The sequence below is a fragment of the Marinovum sp. genome, assembly GCF_034669705.1.
Classification (GTDB): Bacteria; Pseudomonadota; Alphaproteobacteria; order Rhodobacterales; family Rhodobacteraceae; genus Marinovum.
Genome location: NZ_JAXMOR010000017.1, coordinates 32,999 through 55,031, shown reverse-complemented (window position 1 = coordinate 55,031; position 22,033 = coordinate 32,999). Strand labels below are relative to the sequence as shown.

Sequence of the window (22,033 nt, the reverse complement as noted above, 5' to 3'; positions counted from 1 at the left end):
TCCCTCCCATGAATTGTGTCGACACCCGGCAAACCCCTCCACAGGCCAAAATCGAACCGGTTCGATAAACCCGACCCTGCCAAATCGGATGACATTCTGTCAAGCGGTCTTGCGCCCAGTTTTCCGGCTGATCCGCGAAAAAAGGCTGGAAAAGTGACGCGAAATCCTGCTGAATGAGCCACTGGGTGAAACTCCGGGTCGGCCTAAAAGAAGGAATTGCGAAATGGCAACGGTACGTGACGTCGCAAAAATCGCAAGCGTTTCGACGTCCACCGTGTCGCTCGCCCTCAGCGGAAGCGACAAGGTCAGCGCCAAGACCCGGCAAAGGATCTGGGATGCCGCCAAGACCGTCGGATACGTGCCCAACCCCGTGGCACAGAGCCTCGCGCGCGGCCATTCCGACATGATCGGCATGGTGATCGGGGACGTCAGCAACCCCTTCATCGCCCGGTTCTTCAAGGAGGTCGAACGTATCTCCTTGAAAAGGGGCCATATGGTCATCGTCTCTGACACCGATACCGATCCGGCGCGCGAGCTGGGCATCCTGAGGCACCTCAAGGCCCAGCACGTGGCGGGTGTCCTGTTCACGCCCTATGGCAACAGCCCGGAATACGTGGAGGCGGTGCAGGAATTCAAGCTGCCGATGGTCGTCCTCGACCACAAGATCGGCCCGATCGATGCGGACTTCGTCGCAACCGACCACGAGCTGGCCAGCGCCATGCTGACCGAGCACGTGATTCGCCTCGGGCATCGCCGGATCGCGCATATCGCCGGCAACCGGGGTCTCTATTCGGCCGAGCAGCGGCTGGCCGGCTTCCGCAAGACCATCGCCAAGGCAGGGCTGCAGGTCGATGAAGACCTGATTCTGTACGGCGAATACGACGGCGACAGGGCCTACGAGTGTACCATGCGCCTGCTGACCCGCCCCGACCGCCCGACCGCGATCATCACCGCCAACAACATGATGGGTCTGGGGGCCTTGAAGGCCACCATGGATCTGGGGGTCGCCTGCCCTGACGAGGTCTCGCTCGCCACCATCGACGATGTGCCGTGGGGCGATGTCATACGGCCCCGCATGACAATGGCAGTCCAGCCGATCGCCGATATCGCCAGGGTCTCGATGGAGTTTCTGCTGGAGCGGATCAAGCGCCGGAACGAATTGCCGATCCAGCCAAGAGAGCATCTTTTTGTTCCGCAGCTGGTGATCGGTCAGTCCTGCGCCAGGCTGGGTTAGCGGTGGGGTGCGAAATCCGAAAAGGCGTGGCATGGGCGTTGGCCTGACGCGCCGCCGGTGGTCTCCACCTATGTGCCGCCGCGCCCGCTCCACCGTGGCTTCCGGTCTGGCCCCGGCCGCCGCACGCGCTACCTGTCCGGCATCCACGCCAGCGGCCTCCCCCGGGTCGCGCTGAACCTGCGGACCGACGGCCTCAGGATCGAGGACACCCTGCCCCGGCTGGCCGACGGGAATTGGCTGGACGTCGCGCCCCAAGGAGATCACCATGACCAAGACCATCCTCATTACCGGCGCGACCGACGGCATCGGCCGCCTGACCGCAAAGACGCTGGCAGCGGAAGGCCACAGGGTGTTGTTGCACGGCCGCAGCGCCGAAAAGCTCGACGCGGCCGCGCAGGAGATCGGCGGCGCGACAGAGACCTTCTGCGCTGATCTGTCCCGCCTCGAAGAGGTCGCGGCGCTGGCCCGCGCTGTGCTGGCGCGCCACGACCGGCTCGACGTGCTGATCAACAACGCCGGTGTCTTCAAGACCGACCGGACCGTGACCGCTGAGGGGCTCGACACCCGCTTCGTGGTCAACACCCTTGCACCCTACCTGTTGACGCGGCATCTGCTGCGGATCATGCCGAAAGACGGCCGTGTAGTGAACCTGTCGTCAGCGGCACAGGCGCCGGTCGAGATCGACGCGTTGATGGGCAGCCGCCGCCTCGATCACATGGCGGCCTATGCCCAGAGCAAGCTGGCACTCACGATCTGGACCCAGGCGCTGGCGGCAGAGCATCCCGAGGGGCCGGTATTTGTCGCGGTGAACCCCGGCTCGCTGCTGGCCTCGAAGATGGTCCAGAAAGGGTTTGGCGTCGCTGGCAACGACCTGCGGATCGGCGCCGATATCCTGCGCCGCGTCGCGCTGTCAGAGGACTTTGCGGACGCCACCGGGCGCTATTTCGACAATGACAGCGGCGGTTTCGCCAAGCCGCATCACGCCGCCCTCGACACCTCGCAGACCGCCCGGGTGATGCAGGCGATCCGGCAACTCGCAGGAGACGACGCCCGGGCGTGAAGCAGGCTTGCGATCCCGCCCGCCGGGTCACAGCTCCAGTCGCTGTCCCGTTTCCGGGTCGAACAGGCTCAGATGCTCGGTCTCGACCCCGATGCGGATCGGCTGGCCCCGGGTGACGACAGCACGTGGCGGCACCCGCACGGTGACCTTCTGGCCCTCGGTCTCGACCACGACCATGGTGTCGGGGCCGGTCGGCTCGATCATCTCGACCCTGCCCTCAAGCACCGAGACATGGCCGCGGTCGAGCGCCATCGCCTCCGGCCGGATGCCCACGATCACCTCGCGGCCCTCAAGTCCCGATGGCACCGCCAGGCCCTCCAGCCGGAGTTCGGCCGCCCCGCCCGCGCCATAGCGCAGCACGCAGGTCTCGCCGCGGCCGTGCAGCGTGCCGCGGATCATGTTCATCTGCGGCGAGCCGATGAAGCCTGCAACGAACAGGTTGGCGGGCCGGTCATAGATGTCCTGCGGCGTGCCCAGCTGCTGGATCACCCCGTCCTTCATCACCGCCACCAGCGTGCCCAGAGTCATGGCTTCGACCTGGTCGTGGGTGACGTAGACGATCGAGGTGCCGAGGGTTTCGTGCAGCCGCTTGATCTCGGTCCGCATTTCGACCCGCAGCTTGGCGTCGAGGTTCGACAGCGGCTCGTCAAACAGGAACAGATCGGGCTGGCGCACGATGGCACGGCCCATCGCCACGCGTTGCCGCTGGCCGCCCGACAGGGCGCCGGGCTTGCGGTCGAGCAGGTGCTCGATCTGCAAGAGTTCAGCCGCGGACCTGACCCGTGGACGGCGTTCCTCCTTCTGCATGCCGCGCATCTCGAGGCCGAAGCCGATGTTGCGCTCGACGCTCATCGTCGGGTAGAGCGCGTAGGACTGGAACACCATCGCGATGTTGCGGTCCTTGGGCTTGACGTCGTTGACGACCCGCCCGCCGATGCGCACTTCTCCGGCGGTGATGTCCTCGAGCCCGGCAATCATCGACAGCAGGGTGGACTTGCCGCAGCCGGAAGGGCCGAGCAGCACGAGAAAGCCGCCCTCCTCCAGCTCCAGCTCGATGTTGCGCAGAACCTCGACGGCGCCGTAATTCTTGCGGACCGATGATATCGACAAGGCGGTCATGTGGTGCTCCTAGCCTTTCACTGCGCCGGCGGTCAGGCCGGACACCATTGCCCTCTGGACGAGGGCAAACAATACGATGACCGGCAGGATCGAGATGATGCCCCCGGCCGCCAGCATTCCCCAGGGAAGCTGGAATTCTCCCACCATCAGGTGCAGCCCCACCGGCCAGGTGCGCGAGCCCTGGCTGGTCGTCAGCATCAGCGCGAACAGGAACTCGTTCCAGGCGGCGATGGCGACAAAGACGCAGGTTGCCAGCAGGCCGTTGCGGGCAATCGGGATCACGATCCGGATCATCGCCACCAGCCGCGTCGCCCCGTCGATCCGCGCCGCGCTTTCCAGCTCTTTCGGCGCGGCATCGAAGAAGCCCTTCAGCATCCAGACGAAGAGCGGCAGCAGGAAGCTGGTATAGGCCACGGCCAGCCCGATGGTGCTGTCGAGCAGGCCGATGCTGCGCATCACCACGAACAGCGGGATGATCATCATCACCGCCGGGAACATCCGCACCACCAGATAGGCCAGCATCAGCTGGGTGCGGCCGCGAAACTCGAACCTGGCAAAGGCATAGGCGGCGATGGTGCCGGTCAGCAGGCAGATGCCGATGGTGGTGGTTGTCACGATCAGGCTGTTCAGCACCAGCTTGGGATAGCTCGACTGCTGCCAGAGCGTGACGTAATTGTCGAAGGTGATGCGCCGCGGGATGTACTGCAGCGTCGAGGTGACGATGTCCTCCTCCAGCTTCAGCGAGGTCAGGAAGGTCCACAGGATCGGAAAGATGCAGATGAACGACAGCGTCACCAGCAGAAGATAGCTGAGCCCGTCCATGATCCGTTTCGAGCGCGCATGCGAGGCAATGTTGGCCATGTCAGTCCCTGTTTACTTTCGAGATGCGGATGTAGGCCCAGGCGAAGATCATCAGGATCAGGAACATCACCACCGCCAGCGCGCCGCCGTAGCCGAAGTTGAAGTCGCGGTAGGCCGTCTGGAACGCATAGAGCGAGAGCACCTGGGTCGACCGCCCCGGGCCGCCGCCGGTCAGGATCAGCAGGAGGTCGGGCGAGTTCACCAGTCCGATCACCCGCAGGATCACCGCCGCGGCGATCACCGTCTTGAGCATCGGCAGGGTGATCAGGCGCAGTTGCGAGAACCCGCTGGCGCCGTCGATCTGCGCCGCCTTGTAGAGGTCCTGCGGAATGCCCTTGAGACCGGCGAGGATCAGCAGCGTGAAGAACGGAAAGCTGTGCCAGGCCTCGACGATGATGGCGGTGCCCATGGCCGTCACCGGCGAGACGAACCAGGCCTTGTAGCTGTCCAGCAGGCCAATGTTCACCAGCACGTCATTGATCACCCCCATGCGCGAATCCAGCATCAGCGACCACATGTGCCCGGCCACCACATTCGGCAGGAAGAACGGCAACAGGATCATCACCGCAAAGACGCGGGTGCCCGGCAGGTTGCGGTGCAGCGCCAGCGCCGCCAGCAGCCCGAGCAGGAATTCCAGCACGATCGACAGGGTGACCCAGATCATCGTGTTGTAGAGCGACAGCCAGAACACCGCGTCGGTCAGGATGCGCTTGTAGTGCATCAACCCGACATAGCCGGTGCCGAGGTCCGGCCGGGTCAGCCGGTACTGGCGGAAACTCAGGTCAAAGCCGTAGAGCGTGGGATAGAGCACCACCGCGACCAGCATCGCGGCGCTGGGAAGCAGCAACAGGTACATCCAGTAGCGCGTCTCGGACAGCTCGCCGAGCCAGGTCAGCGGGTTCAGCGCCGCCCAGCGGCCGCCGCTGCGCCTGTCGAGGTCGATACGTGACGAAAATTCCATGGTGATGTCGTATCCCGATCAGTCAGGGTCCGACCGGCGCCTGGCACGGCGCCGGACGGACAAAGGGTCAGTTGATCGCGCGGTCGAGCTCGGCGATCATCTCGTCGACGGCCTGTTCCGCCGTCGCACTGCCGATGAGGATCTGCTGGAAGGCGGCAAGCGCCACGTTCTCGGACCAGCCGGCATAGCCCGGGAAGCTGGGATGCGGCACGCCGAAGCCCAGGGTCTCGACCGCCGGCGCATAGATCGGGTTGCTGACGATGCGCTCGTCGTTGGCCGCCGCGGTGGAGGCCGGGAAATAGCCGGTGGCATCGAGGAACGCGACCGCGACATCCGGCTCGCCCCAGAACTTCAGCCATTCCCAGGCAGTATCCGCATTGCGTTCATTGGTGATGGCGTGACTGGCATAGCCCAGCCGCGCCACCCGGGCCGCCGGCCCCGCGGGCATCGGCAGGGTGGCGAATTCCTCGCCCAGCTCCAGATGCTCGGAGATCGACCGCAGCGAGCCGGTGTGGTGCCACAGCATTGCCGTCTGGCCGGTCTTGAACGCCTCCATGATCTGCCGGAAGCCGTCGTTCGGGGCGCTTTCGGGGGCCACCTTGTCACGGGTATAGAGGCCGGCATACCAATCCATCGCCTCGATCGCCTTGTCGCGGTCAAGCCCGACGCTGCCATCGGCCCGCTGCACCGGAGATCCGAAGGATTCCAGAATGTTGCCGATGTAATGCTGGCCGCCGGCGGCGCCGCGCATGCCAAAGCCGTAGCGTCCCTTTGCCGGGTCCGTCAGCGCGATGGCGGCGGCACGCATCTCTTCCATCGTGGTGGGCGGTGCGATGCCGGCCTCTTCGAACCAGTCCTTGCGGTAATACATCCAGTCGACGAAGGCAAAGGCCGGCACACCATAGATCCGGCCCTCGGAATCGGTCACGCTGGCAAAGCGCGAGTCGTCGAAATCGCCGCGCCGTTCCCAGCTTTCGACCCGGTCGGTGATGTCCGTCAGCGCGCCCATCGCATGCAGGTCGGCAAAGCGTTCGGAGGCGAGCATCGAGGTGTCGGGCTTGCTGTCAGAGACCACGGCGGCGGTCATCTTGGCCATGAATTCCGAGTTCGGAATAGGCTCCTGCTCCAGGCTCACCTCGGGATGCGCCTTGGCGAACATCGGCATGACCGTGTTGGTCAGCGCACCGAATTCCAGCTGGCCGGTAAAGGTGTGCCAGTAGTTGATCGCGGCCCTCTCGGCCCGCAGCGTCGTGGGTGCCAAGGCTGCGGTGCCGGCGAATGCGGCGCCCGCCTTCAGCACGGCGCGTCTGTTCATTGCAGTACTCATCGTTTTCCTCCCTGTGAAAGTCCTGTCGCAGCCCGGTGTCGCGGCTGTCAGAAATGGTGCGCATTGACCTCGACGTGGTGGACATGGGTCGCGGCGACCTCGTCCCAGTCGATCTCGTAGCCGATGCCCGGCGCGTCGCTGACGGTCAGCTTGCCGTCGACGATCGACAGCGGCCCGGCGTCGCCGAGCCCGGCGATCTGCTCTGGGTTCATCACCAGTTGTTCGTAATAGTCGTTGTTGGGAATGGCGGCGCAGATCTGCGCGTTCTCCAGCCCCATCCCGTGCACCTGGGCCCGCATCCCGAAGGCGTCCGACATATGCGCGATCTTCATCGCCCCGGTGAAGCCGCCCTTGAAGAACGACGACACGCGGGTCATGTCCAGCGCGCCCGCCTCGATCCAGCTCGCCATGTTCCAGTGCACGCCGTCAGAGGTCTCGGCCGCGAGAACCGGGATCGTCAGTTTCTCGCAGAGCTTGCTGTAGGAGCCGAGGTGGAACTCGCGCATCGGCTCCTCGTACCAGAGGAACCCCTCGTCCTGCAGCGCCAGGCCGACCTTCAGCGCATCGACATAGTCCCAGCCGGCCGAACCGTCGAACATCAGGTCGGCCTCTGGCCCGGTCCAGCGGCGCAGCGCCCGCGACAGCTCGATATCGCGCTTCACATCGCCCCAGGCGTGCAGCTTGAAGGCGGTGAAGCCGGCATCCATGCACAGCTTGATGTGCCGCTCGTAGTCCTCGAGCGTCGGCCAGGTCACGGTCGAGGCATAGGCCGGCACCACCGGGTCGGCGCCGCCCAGCATCTGATAGATCGGCAGGCCGGCGGTCTTGGATTTCACGTCCCAGCACAGCAGGTCGAGCAGGCCCAGCAGGTTCATGTGAATCTCTTCGACGCGGTCGACCTCCCAGACCTTGGTCCAGAGCTTCTCGGTCAGCAGCGGGTTGTCCCCGATGAAATGATGGAACCGGCGACGGACAAGATCGGCGACCGCATCGCCGCGGCGGATCTTGACCGCCCCGAAGGTGCCGCTGTCGGTCTCCATCCGGACGATGGCGTTCCGGGTCGTGGAGGCGCCGGGATATTCGCCATGCGAGCCTGGCAGACCGTCGCGCCAGCCGAACCGCGGCCCGGCATCCTCTTCCACAACCCAGCAATCAAACTTCGTAATCTTCACGACAGTCTCCGTTAGATATTTTCAACCATTGGTAGGATGTGCTCAATAACCTGTCAACTTATTTTATTAACGCCTGTTAAACGGCATTGTACGGTGTTTTCATAGATTTTGGGCGCGAAAACACGCGAACTTCGCTCACCTACGGTTGACAGGGCCTCTACTGATGATATCTAACTCGCCGTATAAAATATTCTATCCGCGAGAGGGAACGGGCATGGCATTTGCGAAACCGGGTGCGCCGCTTGACGCCGACGACCAAGGCGACAAGAAACGGACCCTTGCCGGCGAACGGTTCCGCCAGCACCTTCTGAACGGCACACTGGTGGCCGGCTCCACGGTGACGCAGAACGATCTGGCCGAAATGCTGGGCGTGTCGCTGACCCCGCTGCGCGAGCTTCTGGTCCTGCTCGAGGATCAGGGGCTGATCGAGGTCCGGCACCGCGCCGGCATCACCATCATCTATCCCGATCTCTCCTTCATCCGCGAGAACCTGCAGTTCCGCTCGATGATCGAGCTCAGCGCGATCGAGAGCTTCACGATCTCCGCCAGCGAGGACTGGATTCGCGAAGAGACCGAACAGCACCGCGCCCTGCGGGATGAACTGCAAAGCAAGCCCATGCAGATCAAGAACTATTCCACCGAGCATTTCGACCGGCCGTTCCATCTGGCGATGGTCGCGGCCCTCGGCAATCCGACGATCATCCGCACCTATGAGCGGATCATGGACAACGTCACTTTGGCCCAGATGGTCCACCGCCAGCAGTTCACCCGCGCCCAGATCACCGACACCATCGACGAACATCTCGCCATCCTCGACCGGGTCGCGGCCCGCGATGCCGACGGCGCCGCGCAAGCGCTGAAGGCGCATTTCAAACTGTCGACGCACCGCATCATCGGTGGCTGACCCGCCTGCACGAAGGACCTTCCATGACCCCGCCCAACATCCTCTTCATCCTGTCAGACCAGCATTCGAAAGAGGCGCTGGGCTGCTATGGCGACACCACCGGCGCCACGCCCCACCTAGACCGGCTGGCCGCGGGCGGCGTTGTCTTCGACAGCGCCTATTGCGCCTCGCCGATTTGCGGGCCCAGCCGCATGTCGCTGATGACCGGTCGCCAGCCGCATGAAAACCGCTGCTGGCTGAACGGCGACGTGCTGAATTCCGGCACCCCGACCTATACCCATGCGCTGGGGGCGGCGGGCTACCGGACGGCGCTGATCGGCCGCATGCACTTCATCGGGCCGGACCAGCTGCACGGCTTCGCGGAACGGCGGGTGGGTGACCACTCGGCCAACTGGCCCGGCAACCCCACCTTCGACCATGGCGCGCTGTCCGGCACGTCGGGGCCCAACGCCGTCAGCCTCAGCCTGTCCGGCCCGGGGGTGAATGCCTATGACCTCAAGGATCGCGACGCGACCGCGGCGGCGGTGGACTGGCTCACGGCGGAAGGCCGGCGCCAGCAGGGCGGCGCGACAGAGGCCTTTCACATGACGCTGGGGTTCATGCTGCCGCATCCGCCCTATGTCGCCGACCCCGAGGACCACGCCGCGATGAAGGGCAAGGTGGCACCGCCCGCGCGCGCCCACCCCGGCGAGGACGAGCACCTCTGGCACCGCGAATGGCGCGACATCTGCGACATCGACCGGCTGGACGAGGCCGAGGTCGCCCGGTCGCGCCAGGCCTACTGGGGTATGGTGCAGCGGCTGGACACCCATCTCGGCCAGGTGCTCGAGGCGCTGGAGGCGGCGGGGCTGCGCGAGAACACGCTGGTCATCTACGCCTCGGACCACGGCGACCACCTGGGCAACCGCGATCTCTTCTGGAAGCACACGTTCTACGAGGAGTCGGCGGGTGTCCCGCTGATCCTGAACTGGCCGGCGAGGCTGCCGGCGGGCCACAGGCGCAGCGCCCCGGTCAGCCTGACGGATCTGGCCGCCACGATGCTCGACGCGGCGCAGGGCGCCTGGAGCGGCGGCGGCGACAGCCTGCTGCCGCTGGCCGCCGATCCCGATGCGCCCTGGCGCGACGCGGTGGTCTCGGAATACTGCGTCGGCACCCGCGACAGCTACGCGCGCCCGCACCCTTCGGTCAGCCGGATGATCCGCCGCGGCCGCTACAAGCTGTGCTACTACCACGGCTACCCGCCAGAGCTCTTTGACCTTGAGGCCGACCCGCAGGAACAGACCGATCTGGCCGCCGACCCCGCCCATGCGCCGGTGCGTGCGGCGCTGCTGACAGCGGTGCTGGCGGACTGGAACCCCGACGAGATCGCCCGCGCATTGGGCCAACGCGACCGCGATGCCGCCCTGCTGGCGGACTGGGCCCGCAGGACCGGACCGTCAGAGAGCCACAGGTGGGACATGCCCGACGGCCAGCGCCCGTCCCTCGCGGCCGAATAGACCGCGGCGGGATCCCGTGTCGTCAGAACGCGGGCGCGCGGAGGGGACAGGCAACGCGCTCCTGTCCGCGCCCATGCGTGCCTCGCCCGACCACCTGTACCGACAGCGTGAAACTATTTCACAGTCGCCTGAAATCCCGCTACAGCTGGCGGCATGAAAAAGATCACTGCCAAGGAGGTGGCCGCGCGGGCCGGGGTGTCGGTGTCGGCGGTGTCGCGGGCCTATCGGGCGGATGCCTCGATCGCCGAGGCCAAGCGCAAGGCGATCTTTGCCGCCGCCGCCGAGCTGGGTTTCGTCAGCAGCGTCGACAAGGTGCTGTCGCAGCAGGCCACCAACACCATCGCCCTGGTGGTCAGCGAGCTGCACAACCCGTTCTATCCCGGCACGGTGGACGAGCTGGTGCGGCAATTGCCCGAGCGCGGGCTGCGCGCCATCGTGCATGTCGTCTCCTCCGCCGACGAGGTCGACACGGTGATGCGGCAGGTGCTCGACTTCCGCACCGAAGGGGTGATTCTCGCCAGCTCGACCATGACCTCTCAACTCGCACGCTCCTGCCGGGCCAATGGCATGCCGGCGGTGCTGCTCAACCGGGTGCAATCCGACAGCCGCATGATGGCGGTCTGTTGCGACAACTACGGCGGCGCGCGCCAGATCGCGGCGCGGTTCCTGGCCCAGGGGCGTCAGCGGATCGCCTTTGTCGGCGGCCGGCGCGATACCTCGACCCATCTCGAGCGGATGCGCGGCTTTCGCGACCAGCTGGAAGAGGCCGGCGCGGGCATTGTCGCGCAATACGACGGCGGCTTCGACTACAGCCAGGCGTTTCGCGTCGGGCAGGAGCTTCTGGCCCGGCGGCCGCTGCCGGACGCGGTGTTTTGTGCCAATGATATCATGGCCATCGCCCTGCTCGACGCGGCCCGGATCAAGGGCGTCACGGTGCCAGACGACATCGCGGTGATCGGCTTCGACGACATCCCCATGGCTGCTTGGGAGGCCTATCGGCTGACCACCGTGCGCCAGCCGCTGCGGCGGATGCTGCGGCAGGCGGTCGATATCCTCACCAGCGCCGATGCGACGCTCACGACGGGCGATATCCGGGTCCTGCAGGGCGAGATGCAGGAGCGCGAAAGCGGCTGATGAAAAAATTTCATGAACCTTGGCAGCTCTTGCACAGATGCCCGGTTTCATGGCTCCTCCGCTGACAGACGCCCGATGGATGGGCGGTTCATGTTCAAGGGAGGTTCGACATGACAGTCACCAAATTGCTTTCGACCGCAGCGCTCACCCTGGCCGGCCTGGCGGCCAGCCTGCCGGCGGCGGCGGAAACCCGGCTCGCCTTTGGCGCGACCAACTCGCAAAGCGCGCATTATGCTTATTTCGCCTCGCTGGCGAAGATCGTGAACAGCGCCTATCCCGATGGCTACCAGGCCTCGGTGGTGGAAACCGGCGCCACGGTCGACAACCTCAAGCGGATGGCGCGCGACCAGCTGGATATCGGGCTGATCACCACCTCGACGCTGTACCACGCCTATAACGGGGTGAAGTCGTTCGACGGCCGGCCGGTCGAGTCCAAGCTGCTCTGGGCCTATTCGCTGGCGCCGCAGAACGTCGTGGTGCGCCGCGATGCCGGGATCACCGAGCTGGCGGCGCTCGACGGTCAGAAATTCGGCCCCGGCATGCGCGGCTCCTCGACCGAGGCGACCTCGCTCGAGGTGTTCGAACTGCTCGAGATCACCCCGGACTGGGTGCGCGGCACCAATGGCGAACAGGCCAACGCAATCAAGGATGACCGCTCGGAAGGCTTTGTCAAAAGCGCCGTCGGCACCTCGTTCGACGCGCTGACCACCGATATCGCGGCCTTCACGCCGCTTCAGGTGCTGGGCGTCGACGACGCGCAGGAGGCCAAGATCCGCGAGAACCTGCCCGAGCTGTCGATCGTCGAGATGCCCGGCGGCGAGATGGAGAACTCCGGCCCCTACACCGTCTGGGGCTTCATGATCGGCGTGTCGGCGCGGCCGGGCATGGACGAGCAGACCGCCTATGACATCACCCGCGCGGTGATGGAGAACATGGCCGAGCAGGAAGCGGCCTTTCCGGCGGTCAAGGGCAACAACCTGCCCGAGCTGACGCTGCAATATGCCACCAGCCCGCTGCACCCCGGCGCGATCCGCTACTACGAGGAAATCGGCCTGACCGTGCCGGACCACCTCAAGTAACGCGACCGATCGATGCGGGCGGGGTGGCAGGCTGCTGCCCCGCCTCGACCTTCCTCTGCCAAAGGTGCCGAGATGCCCCAACTTCCGTTTCTCACCAAGCTCCGTCAGACGAGCATTGCCGGGCTCGCCGTGCTGCTCGGTGCCTTCGTGTTCTACACCTCGTTCAACGGCCCCTTCGAGTCGCTGGTGCAGCGGTCGCTCTTCGTGATGACCATCGTCGCGCTGGCGGTGCTGATGAACCCGCTGTTCGAGGGCAGCCGCTGGCGGCCGCTGGGCATGGCGGTCGATGCCGCGATCGTCGGTCTGGTGACCGTCTCGGGGACCTATATCATCGGCAATTACGAGACCATCATGACCGATCTGCCCTGGGCCACGACCCGGGACATGGTGATGGGCTTCGGCACGCTGGTCTGCGTGCTGGAACTGGCGCGGCGGACCTCGAACTGGGTGTTTCCGCTGATCGTGCTGGCCGCCGTGGGCTATGCCTTTTTCGGCTACCTGATCCCCGGACAGTTCGGCCATCGCGGCTTTGACGCCGGCTACCTGACCGAAATCATCTTCCTGTCGGACCGCGGCCTCTGGGGGATGCTGGTCAATGTCGCCTCGACGACGCTGGCGGCCTTCGTGCTGTTCGGTGCGATCCTGCTGCACACCGGCGCCGGCGAGACTTTCTTCGATCTCTCGGCCCGGCTCGGCGGCGCGCGGCCCGGCGGCGCGGCCAAGATTGCCACCTTCGCCTCGGGCTTCTTCGGCGCGATCAACGGCTCGACCGTGGCCAATGTGGCAACCACCGGCAATTTCACCATCCCGCTGATGAAGCGGCTGAAATACCCGCCCGCCTATGCCGGCGCGGTCGAGGCCATCGCCTCGACCGGCGGCCAGCTGGCGCCGCCGATCATGGGCACCGCCGCCTTTGTCATGGCCGAGCTGGTGGGCGTGAACTACTGGTCGATCGCGCTGGCGGGCGTGGTGCCGGCGCTGCTGTTCTACCTCGGCATCTATGCCACCGTGCATGTGATCGCCCGGCGCCAGAGCTTTGCCGCGGTCAGTGCCGAGGACCTGCCCGACTGGCGCGGCGCGATGAGCTTTACCCGACTGGCGCCGATCGCCGCAGCCCTCGGCGGGCTTGGTTTCGGCGTCATCAACGGCAATTCGGTCGAGCTGACGGCGTGCTATGGCATGATCGCCATGCTGGTCGCGGTGCTGGTGGCGCGGATCGCCGCCGGCGAGGACCCGCGCGCCGTCTTTGGCATCATCCTGCGGGCGCTCGAGGCGGGCGGCAAGGGCGTCGTCATCGTCGGCATCCTGCTGGTCGGCGCCCAGGTCTTTGTGGCGATGATCAACCTGACCGGGTTCGGCGTCGCGGTGACCTCGGCGGTGCTGGCCGTCGGACAGGGGCAGATCTGGCTGATTGCCGGTCTGATGGCGGTGGTCTGCCTGATCGCCGGCATGGGCCTGCCGACCTCGGCGGCCTATGTGATGGTCGCGGCGGTCTTTGCCCCGGCGCTGATCCAGCAGGGCATCGATCCGCTGGTGGTGCATATGTTCGTGCTCTACTACGCCGCGCTCTCGGTGATCACCCCGCCGGTCTGCCTCGGCGTCTTCGTCGCCGCCACCATTGCCCAGGCGCCCTGGATGAAGGTGGCGCTGGAGACCCTGCGGCTGGGTGCCACCGCCTATGCGCTGCCGATGCTGTTCCTGGCCTATCCCGGCATGCTGGGCGGCGGCGGGGCCGAGGACATTGCCCGCGCGGTGCTGTCGGGCGCGATCTTTGCCCTTGGCGTCGCGCATCTGCTGGGCGGCGCGCGGCTGCCCTGGGGCGGGCTGTCGCGACTGCTCTGGGCGGTGCCGGTGGGGCTGGCGCTGCTGCCGCCCTGGTGGGCGACGCTGAGCGCCGCGCTGGTCTTTGCCGGGCTGGTGGTGCTGTCGCGACAGGCGACCGAGGCGCACCAGTCCCGACGCCCGCAAGCGGCCTGAGTTCACCGGCGGCCCGCGCGACTTATCCGGGGGCCGCCGCCCGACACATCCATTCTCCAGACATCACATGAGGGGATATCCCGACATGACCATCACCTATCTCAAGCGCGGCAAGCCCGAGGCGGACCGCGCCGAGGACGACGCCAAGACCGCCACCGTGGTCGCCGACACGCTCAAGGACATCGAGACCCGCGGCGACGCGGCGGTGCGCGATCTGGCGGTGAAGTTCGACGGCTATTACCGCGAGAGCTATCGCCTGTCGCAAGACGAAATCACGGCAATCATCGCCAAGGTGCCGCCCCGCGACCTCGCCGATATCCTTTTTGCGCAGGAGCAGGTGACGAAATTCGCCCAGGCACAGCGCGACTCGATGCGCGATATCGAGGTCGAGACCCTGCCGGGCGTGATCCTCGGCCACAAGAACATCCCGGTCCAGTCGGTCGGCTGCTACGTGCCCGGCGGCAAGTTCCCGATGGTGGCCAGCGCGCATATGTCGGTGGCCACGGCCAAGGTCGCCGGCGTGCCGCGCATCGTCGCCTGCACGCCGCCCTTCAACGGCGAGCCCAACCCCGGCGTGATCGCCGCGATGCATCTGGGCGGCGCCGACGAGATCTATGTGCTGGGCGGCATCCAGGCGGTGGGCGCGATGGCGATCGGCACCGAGAGCATCGATCCGGTGCACCTGCTGGTCGGCCCCGGCAATGCCTTTGTCGCCGAGGCCAAGCGGCAGCTGTTCGGCCGCGTCGGCATCGACCTTTTTGCCGGCCCGACCGAGACCATGGTGATCGCCGACGAGAGCGCCGCCGACGCCGAGCTCTGCGCCACCGACCTGCTGGGGCAGGCCGAGCATGGCTACAACTCGCCCTGCGTCCTGCTGACCAATTCCGAGCGGCTGGCGCGCCACACGCTGGGTGAGATCGACCGCCTGCTGGGCATCCTGCCCACCGCCGGCACCGCGAAGGTCTCGTGGGAGGATTACGGCGAGGTCATCGTCTGCGACACCTACGAGGAGATGCTGGCGGTTGCCGACGACATCGCCTCGGAGCACGTTCAGGTGATGACCGACCGCGACGACTGGTTCCTCGAGCACATGACCTGCTATGGTGCGCTGTTCCTCGGGCCGCGCACCAACGTCGCCAATGGCGACAAGGTGATCGGCACCAACCACACCCTGCCCACCAAGAAGGCCGGGCGCTATACCGGCGGGCTCTGGGTCGGCAAGTACCTGAAGACCCACAGCTACCAGAAGGTGACCACCGACGACGCGGCGGCGATGATCGGCGCCTACGGCTCGCGGCTCTGCATGCTCGAGGGGTTTGTCGGCCATGCCGAGCAGTGCAACATCCGGGTCCGGCGCTATGGTGGCGTGAACGTGCCCTATGGCGAGGGCGCGGCCTGTCTTGATGCGGCGGAGTGAGTGGCGCGGCCGGGGATTGAGGGGCCAGCCCCTCAAACTCCCCGAGGGTATTTTTGAACAGAAGAAGGACTGGACGTGCCATGACTGATCTGCCCCGTACCCCGTCCCTGCGGCTTGACGGCAAGCGCGCGCTGGTGACCGGTGCCTCCTCGGGCATCGGCCAGGCCTGCGCGGTGGCGCTGGCCGAGGCCGGCGCGCATGTGGTCTGTGCCGCCCGCGGCCGCGACCGGCTGGACGAGACCGTCACCCAGATGCGGGCCGAGGGCTGGTCGGCCGAGGCGCTGGTGCTCGACATTGCCGACCTTGATGCGATGCCGGCGGCGCTGGCGGGGCAGAGCTTCGACGTGGTGGTCAACTCCGCCGGTCTTGCCCGCCACGGCCCGGCGATCGAGACCACGGCCGAGGATTTCGACGCGGTCATGGCGGTGAACCTGCGGGCGGCCTATTTCCTCTCGGTGGCGGCGGCCAGGGCGATGGCCGGGCGCGGCGGCGCGATCATCCACATCAGCAGCCAGATGGGCCATGTGGGCGGCATCGACCGGGCGGTCTATTGCGCCAGCAAGCACGGGCTCGAGGGGATGATCAAGGCGATGGCGGTGGAATGGGGCCGGCAGCAGATCCGCATCAACTCGATCTGCCCGACCTTCATCCGCACGCCGCTCTCGGCCCAGACCTTCGACAATCCCGAGCGCGCCGCCTGGGTGGAAGAGAAGATCAAGCTCGGCCGGATCGGCGAGGTCGAGGACATCATGGGGGCGGTGCTCTACCTTGCCTCCGACGCGGCGGCGCTGATCACCGGCACCTCGCTGCTGATCGACGGCGGCTGGACGGCGGATTGAGCCGGCGGCGAGACAGACATTCAACAGGACGAGACCACATGACCGACACTGCCCTTCCCGACGACCTGCTGGCGCTGTTGCGCCGGGTCGACACCCCCACCGTCTGCAACGCCATCGAGGTGGCGCAGGGCAGACGCGGCTTCAACCGCTTCACCCGCGGCACCATGCAGCATTCGAAGCCCGGCGATCCGGCGATCGTCGGCTTTGCCCGCACGGCGCGGATCTCGGGCCTGGCACCGCCCACCGAGGCACCAGAGGTGATCCGGGCGCGGCGGATGGACTATTTCCGCGCCATGGCGGGGGGCGAGGGCCCGACCGCCGCGGTGGTCGAGGATGTCGATTACCCCAATTGCATCGCCGGCTGGTGGGGCGAGGTGCATGTGGCGGTGCACAAGGGCCTGGGGCTGAAGGGCGCGGTCACCAACGGCGTGCTGCGCGATCTCGACGTGATTGACGAGGGCTTTCCGGTGTTGGCCGGTTCAATCGGGCCGAGCCACGGCTTCGTGCATGTGGTCGAGATCGGCAGCGAGGTCAGCATCATGGGGATGCGGGTGGCGCAGGGCGAGCTGATCCACGCCGACCGGCACGGCGCGCTGGTGATCCCCGACGCGGTGATCCCCGATCTGAAACAGGCGATCGAGACGGTGATGGCCAGCGAGAACATCGTGCTCGGCCCGGCGCGCGAGCCCGGTTTCGACATCGACCGGCTGGAGGAGGTCTGGGCGCAGTTCGAGGCGGCGCGGACATGAACGGCGGGGCGCGGCCGAGCCTGCTGGTGACGCGGCGGCTGCCGGCGCCGGTGGAGGAGCGGCTGGAGGCGGCCTATGACGCCACCTTCAACCGCGACGACCGGCCGCTTTCGCCCGAGGCGCTGGCGGCGGCGCTTTGCAGCCATGACGCGGTGATGCCGACGGTGAGTGACGCGATCACCGCCGACATGCTGCGGGCCGGGGGCCGGCGGGCGCGGATCATCGCCAACGTGGGCGTCGGGGTGTCCAACATCGATGTCGATGCGGCGGCGCAGGCCGGCGTGGCGGTGTCGAACACGCCCGATGTGCTCACCGATGCCACCGCCGATACCGCGCTCTTGCTGATCCTGGCGGCCACCCGGCGGGCCTATGCGGCTGAAAAGCGCCTGCGCGACGGGCGCTGGGACGGGTTTTCCATCGTCGAGGGGCTGGGCCGCAGCATCCAGGGCAAGGTGCTGGGGATCATCGGCATGGGCCGGATCGGCCGCGCCACGGCGGCGCGGGCGGCGGCGGGCTTCGGCATGGAGATCGTCTATTACAACCGCTCCGAGATCGGCGACCTGCCCTTTGCGGCACGCCGGCTCGAGAGCATCGGCGCGGTGATGGCCGCGGCAGACGTGGTGTCGATCCACGTGCCGGGCGGCGGCGCGACACCGCTGGTGACGGCAGAGCATATCGCGCGGATGAAGCCCGATGCCTACCTCGTGAACACCGCCCGGGGCGACAGTCTCGACCAGGCGGCGCTGATCGCGGCGCTCTCCGAGGGGCGGATTGCCGGTGCCGGGCTCGACGTCTTTGCCAAGGAGCCGGAGGTGCCAGAGGCGCTGCGGGCGATGGAAAACGTGACGTTGCTGCCGCATATCGGATCGGCGACCCGGGAGGTGCGCGAAGCCATGGGGCACCTCGCGGCCGACAATATCGACGCTTTCTTTGCCGGCGCAGCGCTGCCCAGCCGGGTGGTCTAGGGGCGAAGGAGAAGGCGCGCCGGAGCCCTGCGGTTCCGTCTCGCCTGCCCGGTCAGCCCTGCCAGCGCAGCACCGCCGCCGCGCAGGCCGCGGGGTCCTCGATCAGCGCGTAATGGCCAAGGCCCGCGAGCCCCAGCGCCCGGCCCTCCGGCGCCGCAGCCGCCGCCGTTTGCGCCAGCGCCAGCGGGGTCACCCCGTCCTGCGTGCCGGTGAACAGCCCGACCGGCGCCCGGCAGCGTGACAGCGCCGGCAAGGCGTCGGGCCGCGACAGCGCCAGCCCGGTCTGCGCCACGATGTCGCCTGCGGTCTTGTCCGCCATGTCGAGGATCAGCCGGCGCGCGCCCTCGGGATCGGACCCGTATAGCGGCGGCAGCCGCCCGCCCATCGCCGCAGCGCCGCCCTGCCCGGTCACCTCTGCCGCCAGCGCCTGCCGGTCGGGGCGCTTGGCCGGGTCGTCGGCATGGGGGTTCAGCCCGAAGAGCACAAAGGCGCCCGCCGGCAACCGGTCAGCCAGCTGCGCGGCCACCAGCGCCCCCAGCGAAAAGCCGCAGACCACCGCACCCGGAGAGCAGGCCGCCCGCAGCTCCGGCAGGTAGTCCTCGACGCTCGGGTGACGCATCGCCAGCGGGCGGCGGGCGGCCCCGGCGACGCCGAGCGCCGCCAGAACCCCGTCGAACACCGCCCCGGAACAAAGCGTCCCCGGCAACAGGACCCAGGGCCGCCCGTCGGTCAGGTCAATAGCCATGCGCCGCCGCGGCCGGTCGCGGGGCCGCCTCGGGATCGTCCAGCAGGGCCGCGACCGCGCCCGACATGCTGCGGGTCAGATGGCCGAAGTCATTGCCGGGCGTCACCAGCGCACAGCCCTGGGCATGGCGCGCCCGGGCCTCCTCGGCATGGGCGCAGAAGATGCCGACCGGCACCGATTTGCGCTGCGCTGCTGCCAGCACCGTGGCAATGCCGGCCTCGGATTTCGGGCGCGGAAAGCCCACGTGACCATCCATCGCAAAGGCCAGGTCGTTCGGCCCGACATAGAGCATGTCGATCCCGTCGACCTCGAGGATCTCGTCGATCCGTTCGACCGCCTCGGCGGTCTCGATCATCGGGATCGCCATCACCGTCGCGTTGGCCTCGGCGACATAGTCCTTGCCGCCGTAAAGCAGCCCGCGCGACGGCCCGAAGCTGCGGTTGCCATGCGGCGGATAGCGGCAGGCGGCGACGAAGGCCGCGGCCTGTTCGGGGGTCGAGATCATCGGGCAGATGATGCCATAGGCCCCGGCATCGAGCAGATGCATGATCTTCGCCGGATCGAGATCGGGCACCCGCACCAGCGGAACTGCCGGGGTGGCCGACAGCGCCTGCAGCATGTGCAGCGCCTCCTGAAAGCCCATCATCCCGTGTTGCAGATCGACCGTGACCGCATGCGCGCCGGAATGCCCGATGCCCTCGGCCGAATAGCTCGACCCGATAGAGAGCCAGCCGTTGACCACGACCTCTCCTGCCGCGAGGCGGCGTCTGACAAGGTTCTCGCGCATCAGCCGGCCCGCCGATAGCTGGGCAGCAGCGCCGCCTTGGCCACGTAACCGCCGGCGTCGAGCGCCTGTCCGGCCGCGCGCGCCGCCGCGATCACCTCATCGGTGAATTCCGGCCGCTTGCGGTGATCTCCAGAGACCACAACCAGCGCCTCGGCCGCGGTGTCGCCCATCGCCTCGATCGACCGGACCACCCCGGCGGGGATCGAATAGGTGTCGCGCTCAGACAGCTCGACGGTCACGTCGGCGGCCTCGTTGAGGGTCAGCCGGACCCGGCCCTCGCGCAGGATCAGCACCATCTTGTCGTCCAGGGTGAACGGGCTGACCCGCCCCCCCTTCCCGATCCGCAGCCACTCGACCGAGAAACCATGCGGGTTGCTGATCGGGGTGACATGCTCGCGGTTCTGGGTCAGGCCAAAGCCGATCACCGGCGCCAGCTCGGCACCGCAGCCCGGCAGGCCGGCATCGACGAAACCGGGGCGGAAATCGCGGGCGCCGGCGGCCACCACCCGCTCGGCCATCTGCTCGGGCGAGACCTGTCGCAGACCGGCCAGCTCGGCCTCCGGCATCGGCGGGATGCGGCCGTCCTCGTCCGGCACCGCGTCGCCCTTCGAGGCGTCGATCAGCGTGTTGTCGTTCGAGATGTAGAGGCCATAGTCGGCCGCCTCGCGGATGATCTCGGGGTGGAAGATCACGCCGCCGGTGTTGTCGCCGCCCAGCACGGTGAACAGCCAGCCGTCATCCGGACCGGCATTGGTGAAGCCGCGGAACATCCACGTCGGCACCGAGACGATATCGCCTTCGCGGCCGGTGATCTCGTTCTCGCCGTCAGAGCCCCAGCGGAAGGTCCATTCGCCCTTCTGCACGATGAAGACCTCGGCGGTGAAATGGATGTGCAGGTTGTTGGTGATGCCGTTGGGCATCGCGGCGGCACCGATGTTGAAGCCGTGCGGTTCCGGCAGGTTGATCACCTGTTCGCCGGACGAGGTCACGCCGGGGCCGATGATCGAGTAGTTTTCCTTGAGGTGCGAGCCGGGCTTCTTGCAGTCGATGAAGGCCACGGTGCAGGAGACGTAGTCGTCGCGCCTGACGTGGCGCGCCTCGGCCTCTGATTGGGTCAGTCTGGTCATTGTCGGGGTCCTTTCGGGTGCGGTCAGGCGTCGAGGCGCTGGCCGGTTTTCTTGTCAAACAGGTGGATGCGGGCACCGGGCTTGGGGGCCAGCGCGCAGGGCGCGTCGATCGGGGCTTCGAAATCCGCCGGGCCGCGGGCACAGATCGAGGTGGCGCCGTTGCGCAGGGTCACCAGCGTCGAGTCGCCAGTCAGCTCCAGCGCGTAGAGCCGGCCCGAGATCGGCGCGTCGCCGTCGCGGGTAAGCTGCAGATCCTCCGGCCGGATGCCCAGCACCACGTCGCCCCGGTCAGCCCCGGCCACCGGCAGCGAGACGCCGGGCGCCTCGAACCGGCCGCCGCTGATCCGACCCTCGGCGAGGTTCATTGACGGCGAGCCGATGAAGCCCGCGACGAAGAGATCGGCCGGCTCGGAGTAGATCTTCTTGGGCGTATCGAGCTGCACGATGCGCCCTTCGCGCATGATGGCAACGCGGCTCGCCAGCGTCATCGCCTCCATCTGGTCATGGGTGACATAGACGGTGGTCACCCCCAGCTCGTGATGCAGGTGCTTCAGCTCGGCCCGCATGGTCACCCGCAGCTTGGCGTCGAGGTTCGACAGCGGCTCGTCCATCAGGAAGATCTTTGGCGTCCGCACAATGGCGCGGGCCAAGGCAACCCGCTGGCGCTGACCGCCCGAGAGCTCCGACGGCCGGCGCTTGAGCAGCGCCTGCAGCTCGACCTTCTCGGCGGTCTGCTGCACCCGGGCCTCGCGCGCCTTGCGGTCCATGCCGCGCAGCTTGAGCGGATAGCCGATGTTCTCACCCACGGTCATATGCGGGTAGAGCCCGTAGTTCTGGAACACCATGGCGATATCGCGGTCCTTGGGCGGCTTGTCGTTGGCCCGCTCGCCGGCGATCATCAGGTCGCCAGAGGTGATGTCCTCGAGCCCGGCGATCATCCGCATGGTGGTGGTCTTGCCGCAGCCCGAGGGCCCGAGCAGGACAAGGAACTCGCCCTCCTCGATGGTCAGGCTCTGTTTCGGCACGGCGAGGAAGTCGCCATAGCGCTTTTCGACATCGACGAGTTGTACTTCGGCCATA

20 protein-coding genes are annotated in these 22,033 nt (G+C 67.1%); 11 read left to right on the top strand and 9 right to left on the bottom strand.

Annotation, left to right across the window (positions count from 1 at the left end; genetic code table 11):
• The first annotated feature begins 223 nt into the window (after positions 1-223).
• Both VOI27_RS13270 and VOI27_RS13265 read left to right on the top strand, forming a co-directional pair.
• Positions 224-1,234: a LacI family DNA-binding transcriptional regulator gene (locus VOI27_RS13270; protein ID WP_323765836.1), complete on the top strand. Its 1,011-nt coding sequence runs from the start codon at positions 224-226 to the stop codon at positions 1,232-1,234.
• A gap of 265 nt (positions 1,235-1,499) precedes the next feature.
• Positions 1,500-2,294, top strand: a complete 795-nt coding sequence (locus VOI27_RS13265; RefSeq protein ID WP_323765835.1) for an SDR family NAD(P)-dependent oxidoreductase — start codon at positions 1,500-1,502, stop codon at positions 2,292-2,294.
• Positions 2,295-2,321: 27 nt separating this feature from the next.
• Here VOI27_RS13265 and VOI27_RS13260 read toward each other — a convergent pair whose 3' ends face one another.
• The 5 genes from VOI27_RS13260 to VOI27_RS13240 all read right to left on the bottom strand — a co-directional run bounded on the left by VOI27_RS13260 (position 2,322) and on the right by VOI27_RS13240 (position 7,734).
• Positions 2,322-3,413, bottom strand: a complete 1,092-nt coding sequence (locus VOI27_RS13260; protein ID WP_323765834.1) for a sn-glycerol-3-phosphate ABC transporter ATP-binding protein UgpC — start codon at positions 3,411-3,413, stop codon at positions 2,322-2,324.
• Positions 3,414-3,422: 9 nt separating this feature from the next.
• Positions 3,423-4,274 (bottom strand): carbohydrate ABC transporter permease, encoded by an 852-nt coding sequence (locus VOI27_RS13255; protein ID WP_323765833.1) that lies wholly within the window; start codon positions 4,272-4,274, stop codon positions 3,423-3,425.
• Between the two features lies 1 nt (position 4,275).
• On the bottom strand, positions 4,276-5,235 hold the full coding sequence (locus VOI27_RS13250) for a sugar ABC transporter permease (protein ID WP_323765832.1): 960 nt from the start codon (positions 5,233-5,235) through the stop codon (positions 4,276-4,278).
• Positions 5,236-5,302: 67 nt separating this feature from the next.
• Positions 5,303-6,550: a sugar ABC transporter substrate-binding protein gene (locus tag VOI27_RS13245; protein WP_323765831.1), complete on the bottom strand. Its 1,248-nt coding sequence runs from the start codon at positions 6,548-6,550 to the stop codon at positions 5,303-5,305.
• A gap of 59 nt (positions 6,551-6,609) precedes the next feature.
• Positions 6,610-7,734: an enolase C-terminal domain-like protein gene (locus tag VOI27_RS13240; protein ID WP_323765830.1), complete on the bottom strand. Its 1,125-nt coding sequence runs from the start codon at positions 7,732-7,734 to the stop codon at positions 6,610-6,612.
• Positions 7,735-7,948: 214 nt separating this feature from the next.
• Between VOI27_RS13240 and VOI27_RS13235 the strand changes: the two genes are divergently transcribed.
• The 9 genes from VOI27_RS13235 (at position 7,949) to VOI27_RS13195 (ending at position 18,294) form a co-directional block, all read left to right on the top strand.
• The gene (locus tag VOI27_RS13235) at positions 7,949-8,638 is read left to right on the top strand and encodes a GntR family transcriptional regulator (protein WP_323765829.1); all 690 of its coding nucleotides are present in this window, start codon (positions 7,949-7,951) and stop codon (positions 8,636-8,638) included.
• 23 nt (positions 8,639-8,661) lie between these two features.
• The gene (locus VOI27_RS13230) at positions 8,662-10,134 is read left to right on the top strand and encodes a sulfatase-like hydrolase/transferase (RefSeq protein WP_323765828.1); all 1,473 of its coding nucleotides are present in this window, start codon (positions 8,662-8,664) and stop codon (positions 10,132-10,134) included.
• Between the two features lie 153 nt (positions 10,135-10,287).
• On the top strand, positions 10,288-11,268 hold the full coding sequence (locus VOI27_RS13225) for a LacI family DNA-binding transcriptional regulator (protein WP_323765827.1): 981 nt from the start codon (positions 10,288-10,290) through the stop codon (positions 11,266-11,268).
• A gap of 110 nt (positions 11,269-11,378) precedes the next feature.
• Positions 11,379-12,347, top strand: a complete 969-nt coding sequence (locus tag VOI27_RS13220) for a TAXI family TRAP transporter solute-binding subunit (RefSeq protein ID WP_323765826.1) — start codon at positions 11,379-11,381, stop codon at positions 12,345-12,347.
• 72 nt (positions 12,348-12,419) lie between these two features.
• The gene (locus VOI27_RS13215; protein WP_323765825.1) at positions 12,420-14,324 is read left to right on the top strand and encodes a TRAP transporter fused permease subunit; all 1,905 of its coding nucleotides are present in this window, start codon (positions 12,420-12,422) and stop codon (positions 14,322-14,324) included.
• 85 nt (positions 14,325-14,409) lie between these two features.
• Positions 14,410-15,741 (top strand): histidinol dehydrogenase, encoded by a 1,332-nt coding sequence (hisD, locus tag VOI27_RS13210; protein ID WP_323765824.1) that lies wholly within the window; start codon positions 14,410-14,412, stop codon positions 15,739-15,741.
• Between the two features lie 80 nt (positions 15,742-15,821).
• The gene (locus VOI27_RS13205) at positions 15,822-16,580 is read left to right on the top strand and encodes an SDR family NAD(P)-dependent oxidoreductase (protein WP_323765823.1); all 759 of its coding nucleotides are present in this window, start codon (positions 15,822-15,824) and stop codon (positions 16,578-16,580) included.
• 38 nt (positions 16,581-16,618) lie between these two features.
• Entirely contained in the window at positions 16,619-17,329 is a 711-nt protein-coding gene (locus VOI27_RS13200) for an RraA family protein (protein WP_323765822.1), read from the top strand.
• Complete coding sequence (locus VOI27_RS13195; protein WP_323765821.1) at positions 17,326-18,294, top strand: D-glycerate dehydrogenase; 969 nt, start codon at positions 17,326-17,328, stop codon at positions 18,292-18,294. Before VOI27_RS13200 ends, VOI27_RS13195 begins: the two co-directional genes overlap by 4 nt.
• Before the next feature lie 52 nt (positions 18,295-18,346).
• On the opposite strand, the gene VOI27_RS13190 is transcribed toward VOI27_RS13195, so the two are convergent.
• From VOI27_RS13190 to VOI27_RS13175, 4 genes are read right to left on the bottom strand one after another with little or no spacing between them, the layout of a single operon-like run.
• Complete coding sequence (locus VOI27_RS13190) at positions 18,347-19,039, bottom strand: alpha/beta hydrolase (RefSeq protein ID WP_323765820.1); 693 nt, start codon at positions 19,037-19,039, stop codon at positions 18,347-18,349.
• Positions 19,029-19,826: an HpcH/HpaI aldolase family protein gene (locus VOI27_RS13185; protein ID WP_323765819.1), complete on the bottom strand. Its 798-nt coding sequence runs from the start codon at positions 19,824-19,826 to the stop codon at positions 19,029-19,031. The genes VOI27_RS13190 and VOI27_RS13185 overlap by 11 nt, the downstream gene beginning before the upstream one ends.
• On the bottom strand, positions 19,826-20,953 hold the full coding sequence (locus tag VOI27_RS13180; RefSeq protein WP_323765818.1) for a hypothetical protein: 1,128 nt from the start codon (positions 20,951-20,953) through the stop codon (positions 19,826-19,828). Before VOI27_RS13180 ends, VOI27_RS13185 begins: the two co-directional genes overlap by 1 nt.
• A gap of 23 nt (positions 20,954-20,976) precedes the next feature.
• Positions 20,977-22,032 carry an ABC transporter ATP-binding protein gene (locus tag VOI27_RS13175; protein WP_323765817.1) on the bottom strand — a complete coding sequence of 352 codons (1,056 nt, stop codon included), beginning with the start codon at positions 22,030-22,032 and terminating at the stop codon, positions 20,977-20,979.
• Position 22,033 lies beyond the last annotated feature (1 nt).

Bases quoted from the DNA above. Each gene is read 5' to 3' on its own strand.
- VOI27_RS13225 (WP_323765827.1), top strand. From the start codon at position 10,288: ATGAAAAAGATCACTGCCAAGGAGGTGGCCGCGCGGGCCGGGGTGTCG.
- VOI27_RS13200 (WP_323765822.1), top strand. From the start codon at position 16,619: ATGACCGACACTGCCCTTCCCGACGACCTGCTGGCGCTGTTGCGCCGG.
- VOI27_RS13265 (WP_323765835.1), top strand. From the start codon at position 1,500: ATGACCAAGACCATCCTCATTACCGGCGCGACCGACGGCATCGGCCGC.
- VOI27_RS13235 (WP_323765829.1), top strand. From the start codon at position 7,949: ATGGCATTTGCGAAACCGGGTGCGCCGCTTGACGCCGACGACCAAGGC.
- VOI27_RS13220 (WP_323765826.1), top strand. From the start codon at position 11,379: ATGACAGTCACCAAATTGCTTTCGACCGCAGCGCTCACCCTGGCCGGC.
- VOI27_RS13255 (WP_323765833.1), bottom strand. From the start codon at position 4,274: ATGGCCAACATTGCCTCGCATGCGCGCTCGAAACGGATCATGGACGGG.
- VOI27_RS13195 (WP_323765821.1), top strand. From the start codon at position 17,326: ATGAACGGCGGGGCGCGGCCGAGCCTGCTGGTGACGCGGCGGCTGCCG.
- VOI27_RS13270 (WP_323765836.1), top strand. From the start codon at position 224: ATGGCAACGGTACGTGACGTCGCAAAAATCGCAAGCGTTTCGACGTCC.
- VOI27_RS13250 (WP_323765832.1), bottom strand. From the start codon at position 5,235: ATGGAATTTTCGTCACGTATCGACCTCGACAGGCGCAGCGGCGGCCGC.
- VOI27_RS13180 (WP_323765818.1), bottom strand. From the start codon at position 20,953: ATGACCAGACTGACCCAATCAGAGGCCGAGGCGCGCCACGTCAGGCGC.
- VOI27_RS13215 (WP_323765825.1), top strand. From the start codon at position 12,420: ATGCCCCAACTTCCGTTTCTCACCAAGCTCCGTCAGACGAGCATTGCC.
- VOI27_RS13245 (WP_323765831.1), bottom strand. From the start codon at position 6,550: ATGAACAGACGCGCCGTGCTGAAGGCGGGCGCCGCATTCGCCGGCACC.
- VOI27_RS13230 (WP_323765828.1), top strand. From the start codon at position 8,662: ATGACCCCGCCCAACATCCTCTTCATCCTGTCAGACCAGCATTCGAAA.
- VOI27_RS13185 (WP_323765819.1), bottom strand. From the start codon at position 19,826: ATGCGCGAGAACCTTGTCAGACGCCGCCTCGCGGCAGGAGAGGTCGTG.
- VOI27_RS13205 (WP_323765823.1), top strand. From the start codon at position 15,822: ATGACTGATCTGCCCCGTACCCCGTCCCTGCGGCTTGACGGCAAGCGC.
- VOI27_RS13260 (WP_323765834.1), bottom strand. From the start codon at position 3,413: ATGACCGCCTTGTCGATATCATCGGTCCGCAAGAATTACGGCGCCGTC.
- hisD (WP_323765824.1), top strand. From the start codon at position 14,410: ATGACCATCACCTATCTCAAGCGCGGCAAGCCCGAGGCGGACCGCGCC.
- VOI27_RS13175 (WP_323765817.1), bottom strand. From the start codon at position 22,032: ATGGCCGAAGTACAACTCGTCGATGTCGAAAAGCGCTATGGCGACTTC.
- VOI27_RS13190 (WP_323765820.1), bottom strand. From the start codon at position 19,039: ATGGCTATTGACCTGACCGACGGGCGGCCCTGGGTCCTGTTGCCGGGG.